The organism is Bifidobacterium pullorum DSM 20433, from assembly GCF_000771405.1.
GTDB classification, from domain to species: domain Bacteria; phylum Actinomycetota; class Actinomycetes; order Actinomycetales; family Bifidobacteriaceae; genus Bifidobacterium; species Bifidobacterium pullorum.
In genome coordinates this window covers 66,426-89,189 of sequence record NZ_JDUI01000008.1, presented here as the reverse complement: position 1 = coordinate 89,189, position 22,764 = coordinate 66,426, and the positions used below count along the sequence as shown (strand labels likewise).

General features: G+C 63.9%; 13 protein-coding genes. 11 read left to right on the top strand and 2 right to left on the bottom strand.

What is annotated here, in order from left to right:
* Positions 1–162: 162 nt before the first annotated feature.
* The 5 genes from OU11_RS04850 (at position 163) to OU11_RS04830 (ending at position 11,251) form a co-directional block, all read left to right on the top strand.
* On the top strand, positions 163–4,968 hold the full coding sequence (locus OU11_RS04850) for an acyl-CoA dehydratase activase-related protein (protein WP_052122653.1): 4,806 nt from the start codon (positions 163–165) through the stop codon (positions 4,966–4,968).
* A gap of 171 nt (positions 4,969–5,139) precedes the next feature.
* On the top strand, positions 5,140–5,766 hold the full coding sequence (locus OU11_RS04845; protein ID WP_033514833.1) for a TetR/AcrR family transcriptional regulator: 627 nt from the start codon (positions 5,140–5,142) through the stop codon (positions 5,764–5,766).
* 328 nt (positions 5,767–6,094) lie between these two features.
* On the top strand, positions 6,095–7,423 hold the full coding sequence (locus OU11_RS04840; RefSeq protein WP_033514990.1) for an MFS transporter: 1,329 nt from the start codon (positions 6,095–6,097) through the stop codon (positions 7,421–7,423).
* A 127-nt stretch (positions 7,424–7,550) separates the two neighbouring features.
* Entirely contained in the window at positions 7,551–9,671 is a 2,121-nt protein-coding gene (locus tag OU11_RS04835; RefSeq protein WP_033514831.1) for a beta-galactosidase, read from the top strand.
* A 398-nt stretch (positions 9,672–10,069) separates the two neighbouring features.
* Entirely contained in the window at positions 10,070–11,251 is a 1,182-nt protein-coding gene (locus tag OU11_RS04830) for a glycoside hydrolase family 5 protein (protein ID WP_152597084.1), read from the top strand.
* Here the strand turns inward: OU11_RS04830 and OU11_RS04825 are convergent.
* Positions 11,242–11,916, bottom strand: a complete 675-nt coding sequence (locus OU11_RS04825; protein WP_051917013.1) for a TetR/AcrR family transcriptional regulator — start codon at positions 11,914–11,916, stop codon at positions 11,242–11,244. The two genes, OU11_RS04830 and OU11_RS04825, sit on opposite strands and share 10 nt — an antisense overlap.
* 74 nt (positions 11,917–11,990) lie before the next feature.
* Here OU11_RS04825 and OU11_RS04820 point away from each other — a divergent pair, with 74 nt between their 5' ends.
* The 6 genes from OU11_RS04820 (at position 11,991) to OU11_RS04795 (ending at position 21,436) form a co-directional block, all read left to right on the top strand.
* Complete coding sequence (locus OU11_RS04820; protein WP_033514825.1) at positions 11,991–14,324, top strand: glycoside hydrolase family 3 N-terminal domain-containing protein; 2,334 nt, start codon at positions 11,991–11,993, stop codon at positions 14,322–14,324.
* Positions 14,325–14,339: 15 nt separating this feature from the next.
* Positions 14,340–15,404, top strand: a complete 1,065-nt coding sequence (locus tag OU11_RS04815) for an alpha/beta hydrolase (RefSeq protein WP_223224077.1) — start codon at positions 14,340–14,342, stop codon at positions 15,402–15,404.
* A gap of 282 nt (positions 15,405–15,686) precedes the next feature.
* Complete coding sequence (locus OU11_RS04810) at positions 15,687–16,289, top strand: MarR family winged helix-turn-helix transcriptional regulator (protein ID WP_052122650.1); 603 nt, start codon at positions 15,687–15,689, stop codon at positions 16,287–16,289.
* Positions 16,286–18,112, top strand: coding sequence for an ABC transporter ATP-binding protein (locus tag OU11_RS04805; RefSeq protein WP_033514823.1), 1,827 nt, complete (start codon positions 16,286–16,288; stop codon positions 18,110–18,112). The genes OU11_RS04810 and OU11_RS04805 overlap by 4 nt, the downstream gene beginning before the upstream one ends.
* Positions 18,113–18,171: 59 nt before the next feature.
* Complete coding sequence (locus OU11_RS04800; protein ID WP_033514983.1) at positions 18,172–20,190, top strand: ABC transporter ATP-binding protein; 2,019 nt, start codon at positions 18,172–18,174, stop codon at positions 20,188–20,190.
* 214 nt (positions 20,191–20,404) lie between these two features.
* Complete coding sequence (locus OU11_RS04795) at positions 20,405–21,436, top strand: LacI family DNA-binding transcriptional regulator (RefSeq protein ID WP_033514821.1); 1,032 nt, start codon at positions 20,405–20,407, stop codon at positions 21,434–21,436.
* A gap of 200 nt (positions 21,437–21,636) precedes the next feature.
* On the opposite strand, the gene OU11_RS04790 is transcribed toward OU11_RS04795, so the two are convergent.
* On the bottom strand, positions 21,637–22,662 hold the full coding sequence (locus OU11_RS04790; protein WP_081963451.1) for a DUF559 domain-containing protein: 1,026 nt from the start codon (positions 22,660–22,662) through the stop codon (positions 21,637–21,639).
* Positions 22,663–22,764: the final 102 nt, after the last annotated feature.

Genomic DNA, 22,764 nt, shown 5'->3' with positions numbered 1-22,764 from the left:
TGGGGCATTCCGGGGCGATGTGACCGAATACGCTCGCCGAACGACAATATGGGCGGTCCGGGCCCCATTTGGACTGGTCCCCGACTATATTACAGTATGAGCAACCGGGCGCATGCGATGTCCTGACCGGCACCGCCCCGGCACCGAGTCGAAGAGGTATACATGGTGGATACAGCGAATACCGTGGTCGAGAACCGTGATATGAAGCCGTTGCGCGTGGGTCTCGACATCGGTTCGACCACGGTGAAGGCCGTGGTGCTCGACCAGGCCGATGCGCTTGACGCCACGCTGTTCTCCGACTACCGCCGCCACCACGCCAACGTGCGCGCCACCGTGGCGGGCCTGCTGAAGGACATCCACACCAGGCTTGTGGAGGAGGGACGCGGCGATGAACCGATCCGTCTCGCCATCACCGGTTCCGGCGGCCTGGCGCTCGCCGACAACCTGCATGTGCCGTTCATCCAGGAGGTCATCGCCGAGACCGAGGCGATCGACGCCGAATACCCGCAGGCCGACGTCATCATCGAACTCGGCGGCGAGGACGCCAAGATCACCTATCTGAAGCCGACTCCGGAACAGCGTATGAACGGCTCCTGCGCGGGCGGCACCGGCGCGTTCATCGACCAGATGTCCACGCTGCTCGACACCGACGCCGAAGGCCTCAACGAGATGGCCAAGCACTACACCACGCTGTATCCGATCGCCTCGCGGTGCGGCGTGTTCGCCAAAACCGACCTGCAGCCGCTGATCAACGACGGTGCAGCCAAGCCGGACCTGGCGGCCTCGATCTTCACCGCCGTCGCCACCCAGACCATCGCCGGTCTGGCCTCCGGCCGTCCGATCCATGGCACCGTCATCTTCCTGGGCGGCCCGCTGTTCTTCATGTCCGAGCTGCGCGAGGCCTTCCACCGCGCGCTCGAAGGCAAGGTCGACGAATTCATCGTGCCGACCGACGCCCACCTGTATGTGGCGTTCGGCGCCGCGCTGCTGGCCGGGCAGCCGGAGAAGCTCGACACCGACGAGCACTACGAGGCCCGCACCTGCACCGACATCCTGTCCAGGCTGGACGAATTAGAGCATCTGCCGGTCAACACCCCGACGATGCCCCCGCTGTTCCCGACCGAAGCCGACCGCGAGGCCTTCAATGAACGCCATCATCGCGAGCATGTGCACATCGGCACGCTCGAAGGGGCCTCCGGCCCGCACTTCCTCGGCATCGACGCCGGCTCGACCACCATCAAGGCCACGCTCGTCAACGACGACCGTGAAATCGTCTGGTCCAGCTACGCCACGAACGACGGCAGCCCGCTGACCGCCGCCATCGACATCGTCAAGCGCATCCAGGCGCAGCTGCCCGAAGGCGCGTGGATCGCGCGGTCCTGCGCCACCGGTTACGGCGAGGGTCTGATCACCACCGGTCTGCATCTGGACGAGGGCGTGGTCGAGACGATGGCGCACTACCGCGGCGCCGAAATGGTCAGCCCGGGCGTCACCGCCGTCATCGACATCGGCGGTCAGGACATGAAATATCTGGCCATCACCGACGGCGTCATCGACTCGATCGCCGTCAACGAGGCCTGCTCCTCCGGCTGCGGCTCGTTCCTGCAGACCTTCGCGCAGTCGATGGGCCTGACCATCGAACAGTTCACGCAGGCCGCGCTCAACTCCACGCATCCGGTCGACCTCGGCTCGCGATGCACCGTGTTCATGAACTCCTCGGTCAAGCAGGCGCAGAAGGAGGGCGCCTCGATCGAGGACATCGCCGCAGGCCTGTGCTACTCGGTCGTGCGCAACGCGTTGTACAAGGTCATCAAGCTGCGCGATTCGGGGGAGCTCGGCGACACGGTGGTCGTGCAGGGCGGCACGTTCCTCAACGACGCCGTGCTGCGCGCGTTCGAGCTGCTCACCGAACGCGAGGTGACCCGTCCGAACATCGCGGGCCTGATGGGCGCGTACGGCGCGGCCCTGACCGCCCGCATGCACTACGAGGACGGCGCGCAGTCCACGATCTTGAAGGGCGAGGAGCTCGACAACCTGACGATGACCAGCACGCGCGACGTGTGCAAGCTGTGCCAGAACCACTGCAAGCTGACGATCACCACGTTCGCCGACGGCTCGCGCTACGTGACCGGCAACCGGTGCGAGCGCGGCGGCGACGCCAAGAAGCAGCGTTCCGACCGGCCGAACCTGTACGACTACAAGTACAAGCGGTGCTTCGCCTACCGCAGGCTCACCGACAAGAAGGCCACCCGCGGCGAGATCGGCATCCCGCGCGTGCTCAACATGTACGAGAACTATCCGTTCTGGTTCACGTTGCTGACCTCGCTCGGCTTCAAGGTCGTGATCTCCGGACGCTCCAGCCACGAGCTGTTCGAAACCGGCATCGAATCGATCGCCTCCGAGAACATCTGCTATCCGGCCAAGCTCGTGCACGGCCACATCAAGTGGCTGCTGGACAAGGGCGTCAAGACCATCTTCTACCCGTGCGTCAGCTTCGAGGAGAACCTGGTCGAGAATACCGACAACCACTACAACTGCCCGGTGGTGGCCAACTATCCGGTGGTCATCGGGGCGAACATGCCCGAACTGCGCGCCGAAGGCGTCCGCTACATGCGCCCGTACGTCAACCTGGCCAACCATGAGCTGATGGTCGAGCGTATCGTCGAGGAGTTCGCCTGGGCGAACGTGACCCGCGAGGAGGCCGAGGAGGCCGTCAAGGCCGCCTACGCGGAGGACAAGGTCTTCAAGTACGACGTGCAGCAGGAGGGCCTGCGCGCCCTGGCGTACATGAAGGAGCACGACTGCCGCGGCATCGTGCTCGCCGGACGCCCGTACCACATTGATCCCGAGATCAACCACGGCATCCCCGAGACGATCTGCTCGCTGGGCATGGTGGTGCTCTCCGAGGACTCGATCTGCGAACTGCAACCGGGCGAGAAACTGCACCTGAGCGACTACCTGTCCGAAGGCGAGGAGGATCCGCGCAAGCGCAACGCCAACGGCTTCCGCCATGTGGAAGACCGCAAGGTCACCAAGATGCCGCTGCGCGTGACCAACCAGTGGGCCTACCATTCGCGCCTGTACGCGGCGGCGAACTTCGTGGCCTCCTATCCGGGGCTGGAGCTCGTGCAGCTCAACTCCTTCGGCTGCGGCCTGGACGCGATCACCACCGATCAGGTGGCCGAGATCCTGGCCGACAAGGCCGACGTGTACACCATGCTCAAAATCGACGAGGTCTCGAACCTGGGCGCGGCCAAGATCCGCCTGCGCTCGCTCAAGGCCGCGGTCGAGGAGCGCGAATCCAACGCCGCCCGTGCCGCGGCCGCCGAGGATGAGGGCGTGAAGAGTGAGCGGTCCGCGGCATCCGACGACGAGCTGAAGGCAGCGCAGGACGCGGTCGAATCCGCCAAGGCGCAGCTGGCCGCCGCCGAAGCGGCGCTGGCCGCGGCGCAGCAGCCGAAGGCCGGCGAATTCCGCAAGACCGGATCCGAGGCGCCGACCCCGGGCCGGCAGGTCATGCTCGATGCCGTGATGCGCGACAACCCCAAGCTCACCCAGGCGGTCAAGGACGCCGCGCGGCAGGCCGCCGCCGGGCAAGGCAAGAAGGGTGCGCACAATTCGGCCACGCTGACCCGGTACGCCAACAAGATCCCGTTCGGCAAGTCCATGAAGAAGGATTACACAATCGTGGCCCCGCAGATGAGCCCGATCCACTTCTCCCTGGTCGAATCGGTGATCCGCTCCGCCGGCTACAAGTTCGACATCCTCGAGCACGCCAGCCGCGAGGACGTGGAGGTCGGCCTCAAATACGTGAACAACGACGCCTGCTATCCGGCCATCATGGTCATCGGACAGCTCATCGACGCCATCCTGGAAGGCAAGTACGATCCGGACAAGGTGGCGCTCGCCATCACCCAGACCGGCGGCATGTGCCGTGCGACCAACTATTTCGGTCTGATCCGCAAGGCGCTGGTCGACGCCGGCTACCCGCAGATCCCGGTCATCGCCATCTCCACGCAGGGACTGGAGGACAACCCCGGTTTCCAGCCGACCCCGCAGCTCATCCACCGTGCGCTCAAGGCGCTGATCATCGGCGACCTGCTGATGAAGTGCCTGTACCGCGTGCGCCCGTATGAGGTGGAACCGGGCAGCGCGAACGCGTTGTACCGGCAGTGGGACACGATCGTGCGCGAGACGATCGAGCACCACGGTCGGTCCAAGACCGCGGCCAAGGTGCTGGGCAAGGGCTTCCTGCCGTATCCGGCGCTGGTCAAGGAGATCGTGAAATCCTTTGACGCGCTGCCGCTCAAGGACGTGCCGCGCAAGGTGCGCGTCGGCGTGGTCGGCGAGATCCTCGTCAAGTACCATCCGGACGCGAACAACCATGTGGTCGACGTCATCGAATCGCAGGACTGCGAGGCCGTGGTGCCGGGCATCATGGAGTTCATGACCACCAAGCCGTACATCTCGGAATGGAACGAGCACTATCTGGGCAAGGGCGGCAATCCGGTGACCTACGGCATCATGCGGTGGGGGCTCGACCGGTACCTGAACCCGGTGCGTGCGGCCATTGATCTGGCGCATGGCAAGTTCCAGCAGGATGAGCCGATGCCCGAGCTGGTCAAGAAGGCCGCGTCCGTCACCTCGGTCGGCGTGCAGGCCGGCGAGGGCTGGCTGCTGACCGCCGAGATCCTGGAATTGATCGAGCAGGGCTGCCCAAACGTGATCTGCGCGCAGCCGTTCGCCTGCCTGCCCAACCATGTGACCGGCCGTGGCATGTTCGGCAAGATCCGCCGCCTGTATCCGCAGGCCAACATCGTGTCGATCGACTATGACCCGGGTGCCAGCGAGGCGAACCAGCTCAACCGCATCAAGCTGATGATCTCCGCCGCCAAGAAGGCGCACGCGGCCGGTCTGGACGCCCCGGTCAAGGGCGCCCGCTCCGACGACATGGACACTGCCGACTGATCCCTCGCGGGTCCTTCCATGGCTCCCTTTTACGGACTCTGACACATCGTGACCGTGAACCATTCCGGTAAACCCGCGGAATTCCGCGGTTGTCGCAGAAACTGTGACAGTTGGGATGTGTCAGAGTCCGAAAGGGACGTCTTATTGACCCGGTGCGCTAGACTGGGCGGCATGGTGAAGCAGAAGAGGGTACGCAAGACGCCTGAGGAGCGGATGGGGGAGATTACCCGCGCGGCGGCGAAGCTGATCAGCGAACGGGGTTTCAACGGCATCTCGTTGAAGGATGTGGCCGATGAGGTCGGTATGAGTCAGCCTGGTCTGCTGCACTATATCGGCAACAAGGACGGGTTGCTGCAGCTGCTGATCACTGATGTGTACGATGCCTCCGGCACGCCGGACGACTTCCTGGCTTCGGGGTTGCCGGGCAGCGATCCCGAAGCCCCGCTGTTCCCCGCGTATCTGCGGTTTCTGGTGCGCCACAACGCCGCCCGCCGCATGATGGTGCAGCTGTATATGGTGCTGGAGGCCGAGGCGTTCAACCCCGAGCATCCGCTGTATGACTATTTCCGCAACCGACCGCTGTCGGTCTGGGACTACTACAGCCGGTTCCCGTGGAAGCTGCCGCCCGAGGTCGGGTCGTGGGAGGAGTCCATGGGCCCGGTGGTGCGCCAGTGCATCGAGGCGATGGACGGCATCCAGCTGCGATGGCTGCGCGAACCGCCGATCGACATGTATGACGAGTGGCTGGTCTTCGAGCGGATGATCTTCCCCTCGCCGGTCTGGGACCGGTATCGCTGAGCGGGGTTCGCACTACTTCGGGGTTCGGGATTCGCGATGGCGGAATTCCGCCCCTCCCGATTTGAAACTTGAGGTAGTGCGAAGACCGTTTCTTATCTAACTTTATCTAACATATCTAAACATTTTAACTAAAAACATGGCTTCAATGGTTATAAACCGTTGAAATATCAACATTTAACGCCGTCTAACACATATTTGATAGTCGCTTGACAACCCTTGTGTCATGCGCATATACTCGTATCTACCGAATGGTTGGTAGATATGTTCGACGAGGCTGTCCGCCGACCGGAAGGTGCAACAAGTCAATGTAGACAGAGGAAGGTCAATGATGAGTGAGGCTGTTGCTATGAGCAAGGAGGAGCGGCTGGCGGCGCATGAGGCCGCGGTCGATGCCGCCTCGAAGGATCCGTCGCTTTCCCCGGAGACGGGTCGTCCGGTGCCGAAGTCGGTTCTGACGCGGTTCGGTATCGGTTTCTTCATATTCGGTTTCCTGTGGTGCATCGGTTTGCAGGTCGTGAACTCGGTGTTGCTGCCGGAGCATTACAAGTCGATCGAGGGGATCGAGCCGGAGGCGCTGCTGGGCATCGTGAACGCGTGGACCGCGGTGGCGTCGTTGGTGTCGAACCTGATGTTCGGTAATTTCTCGGATCGTTCGCGCTCGCGGTTCGGCCGTCGTACCCCGTGGATCGTGTTCGGCGCGGTTTTGGGCGGCGTCACGCTGTTCCTGACCGGTATGACGACGAACCCGATCCTGCTGACGGTGCTGTACTGCCTGTGCATGTTCGGCCTGAACGCGATGATCGCCCCGTGCGTGGCGATCCTGTCCGACCGCGTGCCTTCGGGCATCCGCGGCACGATGCCGGCGTTCTATGGCGCCGGTTCGACGGTCGGTGCCCCGATCGGCGTGATGCTGGGTGCGGTGTTCATCACGAACATGGTGCCGGGCTTCGCCGTGGCCGGCGTGTTCATGTTCCTCGGCGGCGTGGTGGCCGTGCTGATCTTCCCGAAGGAGGAGCCGGCCGACTACCTGCCCAAGGCCGACAGCGGTGTCAAGGACATCGTCATGAGCTTCCGTCCGCCGCGCTTCTCGACGGCGCATGACTTCTACAAGGCGTTCGCGGGCCGTGTGTGCATGCTGCTGAGCTATCAGATGATCACCGCCTACCAGCTGTACATCGTCCAGAACTACGTGGGCCAGTCCACCGAGGATTCCGCGGTCACGATTTCGGTGATGTCGACGATCACGATGGTGGTGGGCCTGGTCGGCTCCGTGGCCGCCGGTCCGTTCTCGGATCTGATCGGTCGTCGTAAGGTGCCGGTTGTGGTGGCGTCGGTGTGCTTCGCGATCGGCATTGCGATGCCGTGGATCATGCCGACGGCGATGGGCATGTACCTATATGCGGCGATTGCGGGTCTGGGCTACGGCGTGTACACGTCGGTGGATCAGGCGTTGCTGGTGGATGTGCTGCCGAACAAGGAGGAGGCCGGCAAGGATCTGGGCATCCTGAACCTGGCGACCACGCTGGGTCAGATGCTGGGCCCGGTGATCATGAGCTCGGTGGTGCTGGCCTTGGGTTATGTGTTCGCGTTCCCGATCGCGATCTGCTTCGCCTTGGTCGGCTGCGTGTTCATCATGCTCATCAAGAACGTCAAGTAAACCAAGCCTCCCCTCGCTGGGAGGCTCCCGACATCCGCGGCCCCCATGTATGGCGGGCCGCGGCGGGATCGGATATCTCGGATATTATCGTCAACGGACACGGCATCATATTTCAAAGGAGAACATCATGGCGCGAACCCATACCGACCGCATCCTGTTCGGGGCGGCGTACTATGACGAATACATGCCCAAGGACCTCGACCGCGTGGATGAGGACATGCGGATGATGAAGGAGGCCGGCATCAACCTGATCCGCATCGCTGAATCCACCTGGAGCACCGAGGAACCCCAGCCGGGCGTCTTCGACTTCACGCATATCGACCGCGCCCTCGATGCGGCCCAGCGCGCCGGCATCGACGTGATCGTCGGCACGCCGACCTACGCGGTGCCCACCTGGATGGTGAAGATGCATCCCGAGGTCCTGGCCGTCACCCCGGCCGGCCCGGGCAAGTACGGCGCCCGCCAGATCATGGACATCGTCAACCCGACGTACCGGTTCTACGCGGAGCGCATCATCCGCAGACTCATCGCGCACGTGGCCGACCATCCGGCCGTCATCGGCTATCAGGTCGACAACGAGACCAAGTACTACGACTCGGTCTCCCCGGACATGCAGGCCCTGTTCGTCAAGTACCTGCGCGAGAGGTTCAACGACGACCTAGACGAGCTCAACGCCCGCTTCGGCCTGGACTACTGGTCCAACCGCGTCAACGCCTGGGAGGACTTCCCGGACGTGACCGGCACGATCAACCAGTCGCTGCTCGGCGAGTTCGACCGCTTCCGCCGCGCGCAGGTGGCCGAATTCCTCAAGTGGCAGGCCGACATCGTGCGCGAGTACGCCAAGCCCGACCAGTTCATCACCCACAACTTCGACTTCGAGTGGCGCGGCTACTCCTTCGGCGTGCAGCCGGCCGTCGACCATTTCAAGGCGGCGCAGGGCGTGGACATCACCGGCGTGGACATCTACCACCCGACCGAGGACGACCTGACCGGCAAGGAGATCGCCTTCGGCGGCGACATGACCCGCTCCACCAAGGACGGCGCGAACTACCTGGTGCTCGAGACCGAGGCGCAGGGCCAGCACGGCTGGCTGCCGTTCCCCGGCCAGCTGCGCCTGCAGGCATACAGCCACTTGGCCTCCGGCGCCGACTGCATCGAATACTGGCACTGGCACTCGATCCACAACTCCTTCGAAACCTACTGGAAGGGGCTGTTGAGTCACGACCTCGAACCGAACCCGACCTACCGCGAGGCCGGCGTGTTCGGCAACGAGATCGCCGACCCGAAGGTGGGGGAGCGTCTGGTCCACCTGAAGAAGCGCAACAAGGTGGCCATCATGGTCTCCAACGAGTCGCTGTCCGCGCTCGACTGGTTCCTCATCGAGGCGGGCTTCCCGTTCGGCGGGAGCCTGAAGTACAACGACGTGGTCCGCAATGTGTACGACGCGTTGTTCGAGCTCAACGTCGAATGCGATTTCGTGCCGGTCGACGCCCCCGCCGAGCGCCTGGCCAAGTACGAGATGATCGTGGCCCCGGCGCTGTACGCCACCCCGCAGGAGACCACCGACAACCTGCGCGAGTTCGTCGCCAACGGCGGCCATCTGGTGGCCACGATGCGCTCGTTCGTCACCGACGACGAGGTGACCGTCTGGCACGACCGCGCCCCGCACAACCTGACCGACGTGTTCGGCATGAGCTACAACCAGTTCACCCGTCCGAAGAACGTGCCGGTCGTCTTCTCCGGCGCGCTGGAGGGCACGCCCGACACCGAGGCGCTCTCGCTGATCGAGCTGCTCAAGGCCGACGAGGGCACCGAGGTGCTCGCCTCCTACGGCCACTACGCATGGAAGGATTACGCGGCCATCACCCGTCACGCCTTTGGCAAAGGCACCGCGGAATGGATCGGCACGCTGCTGGCCCTCGATGCGATCCGCGCCGTCATGCGCGAGGCCGTGGCCGCCGCCGGCATCGAGTACGCGGGCATGCCGCTCGCCGGCATCATCACGGTGCGCCAGGGCTTCAACGAGGCCGGCGAGACCGTGACCTACCTGCTCAACTACTCGGCCGAACCGGCCACGTTCGCCAGCCCGGTCTCCGGCGAGGTCGTCGTGGCCCCGGTCACGATCGCCACCGACGGCACCGTCGATCCGACCGTCACCTTCGCCGGTGCCCCGAAGGCCGGCGACAAGGTCGAGGCCGGCGCCGACCTGACCGTCGGCCCGTGGAACCTGGCCGTCGTCGTCGGTTAATTCGGCCAGTTCCCGGACTCTGATCTATCGTGACCGTGATCTATTGCCGAAAACCCCGGAATTCCAAGGTTCTCAGAATAAGTTAACGGTGGAAATAGATCAGAGTCCGTACCCCCTGGTCGTACACTGCGGACTCTGATCTATCGTGACCGTGATCCATTCCCGAAACCCCTGGAATTCCGCGGTTTTGAAAGATGGATTACGATTGCGATAGATCACGGTCACAGGGGGTGTTCCCGGACTCTGACACATCGTGACTGTGAACCATTCCCGAAAACCCCGGAATTCCGCGGTTGTCCGGGAGAGAGAAAGGGCCGAATGTGTCAGAGTCCGTATATGTACCGGGTAAGGGGGTTGGTGAGATCGAGGCCGCTCCGAAGCGGCGCCGGTGTGCGATGATGGGAGGGAATGTCGCACGGGATGGAGGTGATGGGGTGTCGCTGGGCTTCGACGAATCGATCCGCGGGGTGAATCTGGGCAACTGGCTGGTGCTGGAACGCTGGATGACGCCCGGGCTGTTCCGCGTCAGCGGCGAGGCCGACGAGATCTGGATGCACCGGACCATGCCGCCGGACGAACTCGACCGTCTCCTGCGCCGTCACCGCGAAACCTACGTCACGCTCGATGACTTTCGCGCCATCGCCGCGCACGGCTGCAACCTGGTGCGCATCCCGGTGCCGTACTTCATCTTCGGCGACGTGCCGGGGCACCCCGGCTGCGTCGAGTTCCTCGACCGCGCGTTCGACTGGGCCAACGCCACCGGGTTGAAGGTCCTCGTCGACCTGCACACCGTGCCCGGTTCGCAGAACGGGTACGACAACGGCGGCCTGACCGGCGTATGCCGGTGGCATCGCAGCCCGAAGGCCGTCGGATTCGCGCTGGATGTGCTGACCCGTCTGGCTGCGCGGTATCGCGACAATCCGGCGTTGTTCGGCATCGAGGTGCTCAATGAGCCGGTCAGCTGGCTGGTCTACCGCACCGCGTCCTCGATCGGCGCCGCCCGTGACGCGGCGGAGGCACACGGCAGCGGGCATGTGCCGATGCGCTTCCTCAAGGCGTTCTACCGGGAGTCGTACCGTCGACTGCGCGGCGTGCTGCGGCCGGAAACCGTCATCATGTTCCACGATGGCTTCCGGCTGGGTGTGTGGGGCGACTGGTTCGAGCGCGAGGGGATGCGCAACGTGATGCTGGACACGCATATCTATTTGGTCGGACTCGACGCGTTCTGTCCGGTGCATACGATGTGGGCGTACCGCGCGTATGTCCGATGGAACGAGCGGCGGATCCGCCGTGCGGCGCGGCATACGCCGGTGGTTGTGGGGGAGTGGAGCCTGGCGAACGCGATGGCGGGGCGTGCGGCGGGCCGCGCCGAACCGTCGGAACGGCAATCGACCGAGGGTCGGATCTATCGCGAAGTCGCCGCGATGCAGCGGCGGGCGTGGGGCGTCAGCGCCGGGCGCATCTTCTGGAGCTACCAATTGCGCCGGCTGCGCGACGGTTCCGGCCCGCGCCCCGGCCGTGAACCATGGTCCTTGTCCGATACGTGGCGCAACGGCTGGCTGAACGTGGTTCAGCGGTAGTCATCCCAGATCGGGGAGGGGAAGAGCAGTGGCTCGAACTCCGCCCATTCCTCGACCAGGTCGATCGGCGGATCGCGCAGCCATCGAATCTGGATGCCGTCCATCACTTCCATCGCCTTGCGTACGGTCGGGCGCATGTGTTTCCATCCGCCGATCTGGGGCGGGATGCGCCACGGGTATTGCGAATGGGTGAGCCAGATACCGTCCCGTCGGTTGCGGAACTCGTCGTAGAGCGGGTGGCCGGGGTTGAAGGATTCCGCCTCCAGCATGGTGAACAACTGAACCATCATGCGGCGTGTGGCATTGTGTCGGACCAGAAACCTCAGATACGCGGGGTACCGCAGGTCGTCGGGAGTGGAGCCGGGCAGTCCGGAACGCAGGAAGTCGTCGGGGGTGGCTGAGGCATTGTAGACCTCGCGGTACAGCATCGACATCATGCCATCCTTGCTGCCCACGTGGCGCAGTACGCCCTGTTTGGAGATGCCGACGGCGTCGGCCACGTCCTGCACGGAGACGCCGTTGTATCCGCGTTCTCCGATGAGTCGGACGGCTGCCTCGATGATTTCGCCGCGACGTTCTTCGGGGGTTTTCCGTAGTCGTTTGGCGCGCGATGGCTCGGTTTGTCCGACGGCGGGCGGTGCCTGTTCCGGGGATGTCGATGTCATAGTCCGTAGTATAATGGCATCACTAATTACCAAACGGTAACTAACTGCGTATTCGATGGAGAAAGGCGATAGCCATGGCCAATGAAGCCACCATGCCCTACAAGAACCCCGACCTGCCCGTTGCGGAGCGCATCGCGGACCTGCTCGGCCGCATGACCCTGGAGGAGAAGGTCGGCCAGATGATGCAGCTGGACGCCCGCAGCGCCGATCTCGATGAGCTCATCGTGAACCGGCATGTCGGGTCGGTCCTGCATACCAGGCCCGAGGACCTGCCCCGTGTGGTGGAGGCCGTGGACACCAAAACCCGCCTGAACATCCCCGTGCTGATTGGCGACGACTGCATCCACGGCTACTCGTTCTGGCCGGGTGCCACCATCTTCCCCGAACAGCTCGGCATGGCGGTCAGCTGGGATCCCGAGAAGGTTCAGGCCGCCGGCCGCGCCACCGCCGAGGAGGTCGCCGCCACCGGCGTGCACTGGACGTTCTCCCCGGTGCTGTGCATCGCCCGCGACACCCGCTGGGGCCGCGTCGGCGAGACCTTCGGCGAGGACCCGACGCTGATCGGCGAGATGGCCTCCGCCATCGTCAAGGGCTACCAGGGCGGCGCCAAGGCCGGGGAGCCGCTGCCCAAGGACGCGATCCTGGCCTGCGCCAAGCATTTCGCCGGATACTCCGAAACGCAGGGCGGCCGCGACGCCTCCGAGGCCGACCTCTCGCACCGCAAGCTCGAATCCTGGTTCCTGCCGCCGTTCGAACGCGTGGCCAAGGAAGGTTGCGGCACATTCATGCTCGGCTACGAGTCCATCGAGGGCGTGCCGGTCACGTTCAACCACTGGCTGCTCAGCGAGAAGCTGCGCGGCGAGTGGAACTACCAGGGCACGCTGATCACCGACTGGGACAACGTCGGCCGCTCCGTCTGGGAGCAGCATGTCAAGCCGGACTATACGCACGCGGCCGCCGACGCGGTCAAGGCCGGCAACGACCTGGTCATGACCACGCCGCAGTTCTACGAGGGCGCGATCGAGGCCGTGCGCACCGGCATGCTCGACGAGTCGCTGATCGACGAGGCCGTCTCCCGCATCCTGGCGCTCAAGTTCCGCCTCGGCCTGTTCGAGGATCCGCGCCTGCCCGACGCGGAGCGCATCAAGGCCGTCATCGGTTCCGGGGAACACCAGCGGCTCAACCTGGAAATCGCCCGCGAATCCGTGGCGCTGCTGAAGAACAACGGCGCGCTGCCGTTCGAGCCGGCCAAAACCGACAGCCCCAAGCGCATCGCCGTCGTCGGTCCGCTCGCCGACGACGCGCAGATGCAACTGGGCGACTGGGCCGGCAACTCCGGCCAGGTCAACTGGATGCCCGACGGTCATCCGCGCGAGATGATCGACACCGTGCTCGACGGCTTCAAGGCGCTCGTACCGCAGGATTGGGAGGTCTCCTACTCCCGCGGCGCGAACATCGTCGATCTCATCCCCGACCCGGAGGGCGAGACCTTCCCCGACGGCCAGCCCCGGCCGAAGGTCGGCGTCTCCGCCGCCCTTGACCAGGCCCTGCTCGACGAGGCGGTCGAGAACGCGCGGCGTTCCGACCTCATCGTGGCCGTGGTCGGCGACGTCATCCAGATGATCGGCGAGACCTGTTCCACCGCCACGCTGGAGCTGTTGGGCGGGCAGAACGCGCTGATCGACGCGCTCGCCGCCGTCGCCAAGGAAACCGGCAAGCCGTTCGTCGTCGTGCTGATGAGCTCCAAGCCGATGGTGTTGCCGGCTTCCGTGGTCGGCACCAACGGCGTGGTCGTGGACATGACCCCGGCCGAGGGCGTCTCCGCGTTGCTGTGGGCGCCGAGCCCGGGCATGAAGGGCGGCCGTGCCATCGCCGAGATCATCCTTGGGCAGACCGAGCCGAGCGGCCGACTGCCGATCACCTTCCCGCGCCACGCGGGGCAGCTTCCGGTGTACTACAACCAGATCCGCGGCCAGCACGGCAACCGGTACGCCGACCTCACGCAGGATCCGGCGTTCGCGTTCGGCGAGGGCCTGTCCTACACCACCTTCGCATACGGTGATGTCGTCATCGACGGCGCGGACACCCCGTTCGCCGTCGGCGACACCGTGCACGCCTCGGTCACGCTGACCAACACCGGCGATCGGCCGGGCACGGAGGTCGTGCAGGCCTACATCGGCGATCTGGTGACCTCCTACAGCTGGACCGACCGCGAGCTCAAGGCGTTCCGTCGCGTCGAGCTGCAGCCGGGGGAGAGCGTGACCGTCGAGTTCGACATCCCGGTGGCCGACTGCACGATCGTTGACCCGCAGGCGCGGCGCATCGTGGAACCCGGCGAGTTCGAGCTGCTGATCGGCCATTCCAGCCGTCGCGAGGACCTCAAGCGCGCCACGTTCACCGTGGCCTGAGTGAAAGGAGTATCGGTGGCGATACGACGAGACCTGACCAAGTATGACGAGCAATCGCTGAAGGACGGCGAACGCTGGAGCGAAATCGATGGCGATCTGGACGGGGTCGATCCGTCCGTGGCCGCCGCGATCCTGACTTCGCGCTGCCAAACCGTGTACTACGACCATCCGCGCATCGAACGCTGGCATGATCCCGAAGGCGTCGATGCGATCGAGGACATCCCCTACCTGCCGGACGGCGGGTATGACACCGCTGCCGGGCAGGTGCGCGGGCATCTGCTGGACATCTACCTGCCGCATGAGGCGGCCGTGCGCATGAGCAAAGTCACCCCGGTGTATGTGGATATCCATGGTGGCGGGTTCTGCTACGGATACAAGGAGCTCAACCGCAACTTCAACACGCATCTGGCGGCGCAGGGCTTCGCCGTGGTGTCGCTGAATTACCGACCGGCCCCGCAGACCGATCTGAAAGGGCAGCTGGCCGACATCCAGGCGGCGCTGTGTTGGCTGAAGGCGCATCTGGATGATTATCCGGTCGATCCGAACGCGGTGTTCGTCACCGGCGATTCGGCCGGCGGTGCGCTGGCTTTGCTGACGTTGGCGATCGAGAACAGTGAGCGGGCCGCCGCGGCATTCGGCATCGAGCGGGCATCCGGCATCGGGCTTCGCGGCGGTGCGCTGGTGTGCGGTGTATACAGCCTGGCCTCGCCGGACAAGACGGCCGGCCGCGGCATCGGGTGCGGAACGCGGGAGCGCGAAAGCCTCCAAGCCACGCTTGGTGCGGGCTTCTTCGCCGGGCTGGAGGCCGCCGATCCGGACTTCCTGACCGCCGAGGACATCGTGGCGGACGTGGATCTGCCGCCGCTGTTCCTGCTGACCAGTTCCGACGATTTCCTCGAGGGCGATACGCTGGCGCTCGCCACGGCGCTGGCTCGCAAGGGCGCCGACTTCGAACTGCATGACTGGAAGCCCGCGCATCATGACAGCCTGGGGCATGTGTTCCCGGTATGCATGACCTGGCGCGAGGAAAGCCAACGGACGCTGGCCGACATCCGGCGCTTCAGCTATGAGCGGTGCTGAACGGGTGGGGTGATTCGCGGTTTTGCCTTCGCGGCACGGTGAACCGCCCCGATATTTGACGTAACCACGGCATCCGCGGAACGCCATCCAATGGTCGTTCCGCGGATGCCGCGTATTTGCGCGGTTCGTGTTCGCGGATCGGGATGGGGCGGGGCGTGCTCCGGCGGGGTCGGATGGCACGACACGCCGAATGTTGTATATGCAACAGTTGTATATGCTACGTATTATGCTGACCGTTCGGTTATGAAAACGTGCTGAAAGGAAGGGGGTGCCGCTCAGACGATGGAATCCCTGAAGCAGTGGGCCGATCCGGAACTGGCCGCGGTGCTGGAACGCACCCGGCCGAGCATCGAGATCCGTTCGTTGCACAACATGGTCAACCGGTACCTTGCGGTCACGATGCCGCAGGAGGCGCGCATCGCCACCGGCGGCAACACGCACATCATCGTGTACCTCGCCCGGCATGACGGACAGGACATCTTCCAGTACGACATCGAGCAGCGGTTCTCGATCACCCGGTCGACGGCCTCTCGCGTGCTGAGCCTCATGGAGAAGAAAGGGCTGATCGAACGCCAATCGGTCGCCTACGACGCCCGGTTGCGCAAGATCGTGCTGACCGACAAGGCCAGGGCGATCGCCGAGGCGCTGCGGGACAACGCCGCACGCATGGAACAGGTCCTGCTGGACGGTTTGGACACCCACGATGTGGTCCGTCTGCTTGGACTGCTCGACCATATGAAACGCAATCTTGCGGCCACCGGCAAGGTCGGATGGGAATGCGCCAGACCCGGGGAGCCCGGGGATCCGCAGTCCACCGGCGGCGCCGAGACCGCGCACACCGCACCGACAACCACGACACACCAGGAAGGAACGGAAACGATATGACAGCCACCACCGCAGCCGTCGACGAGACGTCGCAGCCGGCCGTGGACCAGTCGCAGGAACGTCCGAAGCATATCCTCCGGACGCTGGGCAAAAGCCTGCGCGAATACAAGACATCCAGCCTGCTGGCCCCCGCGTTCGTGCTGGTCGAAGGCATCCTCGAGATCGCCATCCCGACCGTCATGGCCACGCTGATCGACGAGGGCATCACCGGCGGCAACATGCCGGCCATCCTCAAATTCGGCCTGATCCTGCTGTTGTGCGCGCTCGTCTCGCTGGCATGCGGGTTCCTGGCCGGCAAGTACGCGGCCATCGCCGCCGCCGGCTTCGCCAAGAACCTGCGCCACGACCTGTTCGAACAGGTGCAGGGCTTCAGCTTCACGAACATCGACCGGTTCTCCACCGGTTCGATCATCACCAGGCTCACCACCGACGTGACCAACCTGCAGAACGCCTACATGATGATCGTGCGCACCGCCGTGCGCGCCCCCGTCATGATGATCGTCTCCTGGATCTTTGCGTTCCGCATCAGCAAGGAGATCTCGCTGGTGTTCCTCGTGATCATCCCGATCCTGGCCGTGGTGCTCATCGGTCTGGCCGCCTACGTGCACCCGATCTTCGAGCGCGTGTTCCACACCTACGACGAGCTGAACAACATCGTGGATGAGAACCTGCAGGGCATCCGCGTGGTCAAGTCCTTCAACCGCGAGGAGCATGAGGACATCAAGTTCGGCAACATCTCCGAGACGATCTACAACAACTTCGTCCGTGCCGAGAAGATCCTGAGCTTCAACGCCCCGGCCATGAACCTGTGCGTCTACACGGCCCTCATCGTCATCTCCTGGGTCGGCGCGCAGCAGATCGTGGCCTCCGGCAACGATCCGGCGCTCGGTCTGACCACCGGCGACATGACCGCGTTGGTCACCTACGCGCTGCAGATCCTCATGAGCATGATGATGATCTCCATGATCTTCGTCATGGTCATCATCTCGCGCGCCTCGGCCGAACGCATCTGCCAGGTGCTCAACGAGATCAGCACCGTGCGCGACCATGAGAACCCGGTCACGGAGGTCAAGGACGGCTCGATCGAATTCGACCACGTGACCTTCCGCTACTCCGACAGCTCCGAGAAGCCCGTGCTCGACGACATCGACCTGAAGATCGAATCCGGCATGACCGTCGGCATCGTTGGCGGCACCGGTTCCGCCAAGTCCAGCCTCGTGCAGCTCGTGCCGCGCCTGTACGACGTCTCCAAGGGGTCGCTCAAGGTCGGCGGCGTCGACGTGCGTGACTACGATCTGGTCACCCTGCGCGACCAGGTGGCCATGGTGCTGCAGAAGAACGTCCTGTTCTCCGGCACCATCGCCGAGAACCTGCGTTGGGGCAACCCGGACGCCACCGACGAGGAGATCCGCCACGCCTGCCAGCTTGCGCAGGCCGACGGCTTCATCCAGGAGTTCCCGAAGAAGTACGACACGTACATCGAACAGGGCGGCACCAACGTCTCCGGCGGTCAGCGCCAGCGTCTGTGCATCGCCCGCGCCCTGCTGAAGAAGCCGAAGATCCTGATCCTGGACGACTCCACCAGCGCCGTCGACACCAAGACCGACAAGCTGATCCGCGAGGCCTTCCACCACGAGATCCCGGACACCACCAAGATCATCATCGCCCAGCGCGTGGCGTCGGTCGAGGAATCCGACCTGATCCTGGTGATGAACGCAGGCCGCATCATCGCCAGGGGCACGCATGAGGAACTGCTCCAGACCTGCGACGAATACCGTGAGATCTACGAGTCGCAGACCCAGAACAAGGCGGGTGAGGAGTGATGACCCAGACCGCTTCCACCGCAACCGAAAAGAACGCAAGCAAGAAGGACGTGCAACGCATGGCTGAAGAGAAATTCAGCGATCGTAGCCCGCTGCTCAAGCGCACCAAGGCGGCGCCGGGCACCATCAAGCGCCTGTTCGGCTACATCTTCAAATTCAAGATCCAGGTCGCCATCGTGGTGGTCTGCATCCTGGTGTCGGCGGCCGCACAGGCCGGATCCGCGCTGTTCCTGCAGTCGCTGATCGACGACTACATCCTGCCGATCGTCGGCCTCGACAACCCCGACTGGGCCCCGCTGATCCAGGTGCTGACCACCATGGCCTGCCTGTATGCGGTCGGCACCTTCTGCGCCTGGCTCACCCAATGGCTCCTGGTCAACGTGGAGCAGGGCGTGCTCAAGGAGATCCGCGACGAGATGTTCGCCCATCAGCAGCTGCTGCCGATCAAGTACTTCGACACGCACGAGCACGGCGACATCATGAGCCGCTACACCAACGACACCGATACGCTGCGCCAGGCGATCAGCCAGTCGTTCCCGCAGATGTTCCAGTCCTCGATCTCCGCACTCGCCGCACTGGTCTCCATGCTGTGGCTGTCCGTGCCGGTCACGCTGTTCGTGCTCGCGTTCTCCGTGCTGCTGTTCGGCGTCGTGCGCGTGATCGTCGGGCGTTCCGGCCGCTTCTTCCTCAAGCAGCAGCAGTCCCTCGGCGAGGTCAACGCCTTCGTGGAGGAGTCGGTCAACGGACAGAAGGTCATCAAGGTCTTCAACCACGAGCCGGCCACCGCCGCCACGTTCGACGCCAAGAACGAGGAACTGTTCCATGCCAGCGCCCAGGCCAACATCTACGGCAACATCACGATGCCGGTGGTCAACAACATGGGCTATCTGCTGTACATCCTGCTGGCCGTGGTCGGCGGCGCGATGGCGCTGGCCGGCGTGGGCAACTTCGGCCTGTCCGGCACGGGCGACCTGACCGTCGGCGCGCTGATCTCGCTGCTGACCCTCGCCCGGTCGTTCACCAACCCGATCGGCCAGGTCTCCCAGCAGTTCAACATGGTGATGATGGCCCTGGCCGGCGCCTCCCGCATCTTCGCGCTGATGGACGAGCCGCCGGAGACCGATCAGGGCACCGTGCGCCTGGTCAACGTGGAGCTCGCCTCCGATGGCCGTACGATGACCGAGACCCTGCGTCCGACCCATCACTGGGCCTGGAAGCGCGAGGCCAGCGATGACGGCACCCGCTCGCTGAATTACGCCAAGACCCTGAAGGGCCGCGCGTATGAGATTGCGATGGACGCCCGCGAGAGCGCCATCACCTCGCCCGACGGCAGACTCACGCTGCTGCGCGGCGACGTGCGCTTCACCAACGTGACTTTCGGCTACAACCCGGACAAGCCGGTCCTGCACGACATCACCTGGTTCGCCGAGCCGGGCCAGAAGGTCGCGCTCGTCGGCGCCACCGGCGCGGGCAAGACCACGGTGACCAACCTGATCAACCGTTTCTATGACATCCAGGAAGGCCAGATCCTCTATGACGGCATCAACGTCAAGAGCATCCGCAAGCAGGATCTGCGCCGGTCCCTCGGCATCGTGCTGCAGGATGTGAACCTGTTCACCGGCACCGTGATGGACAACATCCGCTACGGCAACCCGGACGCCACGTGCGAGGAGTGCATCAAGGCCGCCGAACTGGTGAACGCCGACAGCTTTATCCGCATGCTGCCGCAGGGCTATGACACGGTGCTCAAGGGCGACGGCTCCGGCCTGTCGCAGGGCCAGCGCCAGCTCATCTCCATCGCCCGCGCCGCCGTGGCGAACCCGCCGTGCCTGATCCTCGACGAGGCGACCTCCTCGATCGACACCCGCACCGAGGCCGTCGTGCAGGCCGGCATGGACGCGCTGATGGAAGGCCGCACGGTCTTCGTCATCGCCCACCGCCTGTCCACCATCCGCAACTCCGACGTGATCATGGTCCTCGACCATGGCCGCATCATCGAACGCGGCACGCACGAGGAGCTGCTGGAGAAGAAGGGCGAGTACTACCAGCTGTACACCGGCGCCATCGAACTCGAGTAGTTCGGTGTATCCCGCTGCCCCGTGCAGGCGGGTCATGCAGCCCTGATCGGCGTCCGCCGGAACCACGTGCCTTATGGTTCCGACGGACGCCGTCGCATATGTGTGCGGCGTCGCGGCATCGGTATGTGCGCGTAGGGTAAAACGGTTGGAGAATGGTGCGACGCGTACGGGGACGTACGGTACTCTAGGTACCAGAAATGAGGAAGGGGAACCGATGGCTTTCGTGACGATCCGTGACGTGGCCCGGAAGGCCGGGGTCTCGATCACCGCCGTCTCGCAGATTCTGCACGGCAAGGGGCGTTTCTCCGACGAAACCAAGGAGCTGGTGCGCAAAACCGTGGACGAGTTGGGCTACGTTCCGGATTCACGTGCGCAAGGTATCCGCCTTTCCGAATCCAAAACGGTGGGGTTGCTGGTGCCGGACATCAGGAACCCGTTCTTCGCCGATCTGGTGTCCTCGATGGAGGAACAGCTATATGAGAGGGGTTACAGCACGCTGATCGGCACGTCGGCCGAGAACGTGGAACGGCAGGATGCGTTCATCACCACGCTGCTCGGCCAGCGCATCGACGGGGCGATCGTGGTGCCGGAGGGCGCCGATTCCCCGGGCATTCGCACAATCATCGACCGGGAATTGCCCCTGGTGTTCGTGGACCGCCGCGTGGAGGGCGTCGATACGGTGCCGTTCGTGGTCTCCGACCCGTATCCGGGCATCGAAAGCGCCGTCGAGACGCTGCGCCAGTTGGGGCATCGGCGCGTGGGATTCGTGGGGCACCCGTCGTTGAGGTCATTCAGCGTGAACGAGCGCGAGACCGCGTTCCGTGCCATCGCCGGCAAACTGCTGGGCGAGGAGGGGACGGTGGTCGTGGAATGCGACAACTCGTTCCGCTCCCGCAAGGACGTGCTGACGGAGCTGCTGTCGGCGGGGGTGAGCGCGATCCTGTTCGCCTATTCACCGGACGCGATCGCCGTCATCGGGCTGCTGCACGACCGCAATATGGATCTGGGCACCGACATGTCGGTGATCTCGTTCGATGACATCGATGCGTTCCGGCTGATGAGCCCGCAGGTGGCCATCATCTCGCAGCAGACCGCGGATATGGGGCGTCAGGGCGTGGAGATGTTGCTGTCCCGAATCGGCGCGAAACGCAAGCGGCGCGCCGAGAACCGTCGCATCCCGACCGTGTTCGTGCAACGCGGTTCGGTGGGGGTGGTTCCGCAAACTTTTCATGGCTTTCCCGCGTAATCCCCCGCTGGGGATTCCGCCGTCACCCTTGCTTTTCCGACACGCCCGGCCTGTGCGGACTGTGATGCATCGTGACCGTGATGCATTGCAAAAAACGTTGAAATACCAAGGTTTTTAACTTGTGTCACAGTCACAGAAGTGTCAGAGTCCGCAGAGGCCGGGCGTGTCGGGTGGGATTGGGTTCCGAATTCGGGACATGGCTAGATGAGACGGGAGCCGTGTTTTTTGCGGGCTCGGCACTTCCTCTGCCGGAGCCTGTCCTCGGCGAGCAATTGGTCGTTGAGCAGTGCGGTGTACGGCTCCAACGGTACGCCGGGGAGCTCCACGCCCAAAGCCCGTGCAACGTTCTCCGCGAATGCTTTCGTATGCTGTTCATCCGAGAAGGTATCCGCAAAGACCACGATGACGGTGTATCCCATCGCCCGGAGCGCTTCTCGTTTTCGTTCATCCCAACGGTGCTGCTTCTTGTCCAGACGATGGGCGTCGCCGTCGTACTCGATGATGACACGGGCTTCGGGGTAGGCCATGTCGACGTGTACGGTTCGTCCAAGTGTGGCTACAGTGATGGGATATCCGGTTTCGGGGCGTTCCAGGCCGTACCTCAGCAAAGCCATCACGCATCTCATCTCCATTGATGAATCCAGTGGGGCACCTAGGAATTGCATCGCGTCGTTGCATTTGCGTTTGCCGATGAATCGATCGTCTAAATTCAGGTAATCTTGGAAGTCCTGTTTCCCGATGGGGCTGCTCCGCGCCCCTGCCCTGCAGATGGCGTCGGCCAGCACGATGACTTCAACTTGGCTAAGGAATTTGGCGATGATGGCCCATGTGGTTATGGGATCGGTAAACCAGATTCGACTGTCGCCGACGGAAATCGACTGCATTTTTCCGGTTGAATGCGTCCAAACCATGAAATGGGCGGAGCTGACATGCGAGCGTTTGCTGTCCGCGCTGGCGAGGATGTGGAATTCCTCCTGAGGCAGGTTTCCCCACGGCAGCTCCACGGCGTTGAGTTTCAGTGCCGTTATGCCTGTGAATACCAGGTTGCGGGGCTTGTATAGTTTCGCTGAGAAGCTCAGACATTGTTGTGCGGTGTTCTGACGCGTGTCGGCTAAGGATTGGCGCAGGTAGTTGCGTGGAGTCCCGGATTCCGCTGCGTCCGGAAGCGTGTGGAGACTTTCAGACAGCTCCGTCTCTGAACCGTATGGTGTGCTCGTTCTTTGCATATGGATGACGGTAGGGCGGAATCATAGGCGATGCCAGTGCCGTTCGGGAAATGGTGGATATGTGTATAACTTCATCCACATCGGTCACGACGTGAGCGCTCC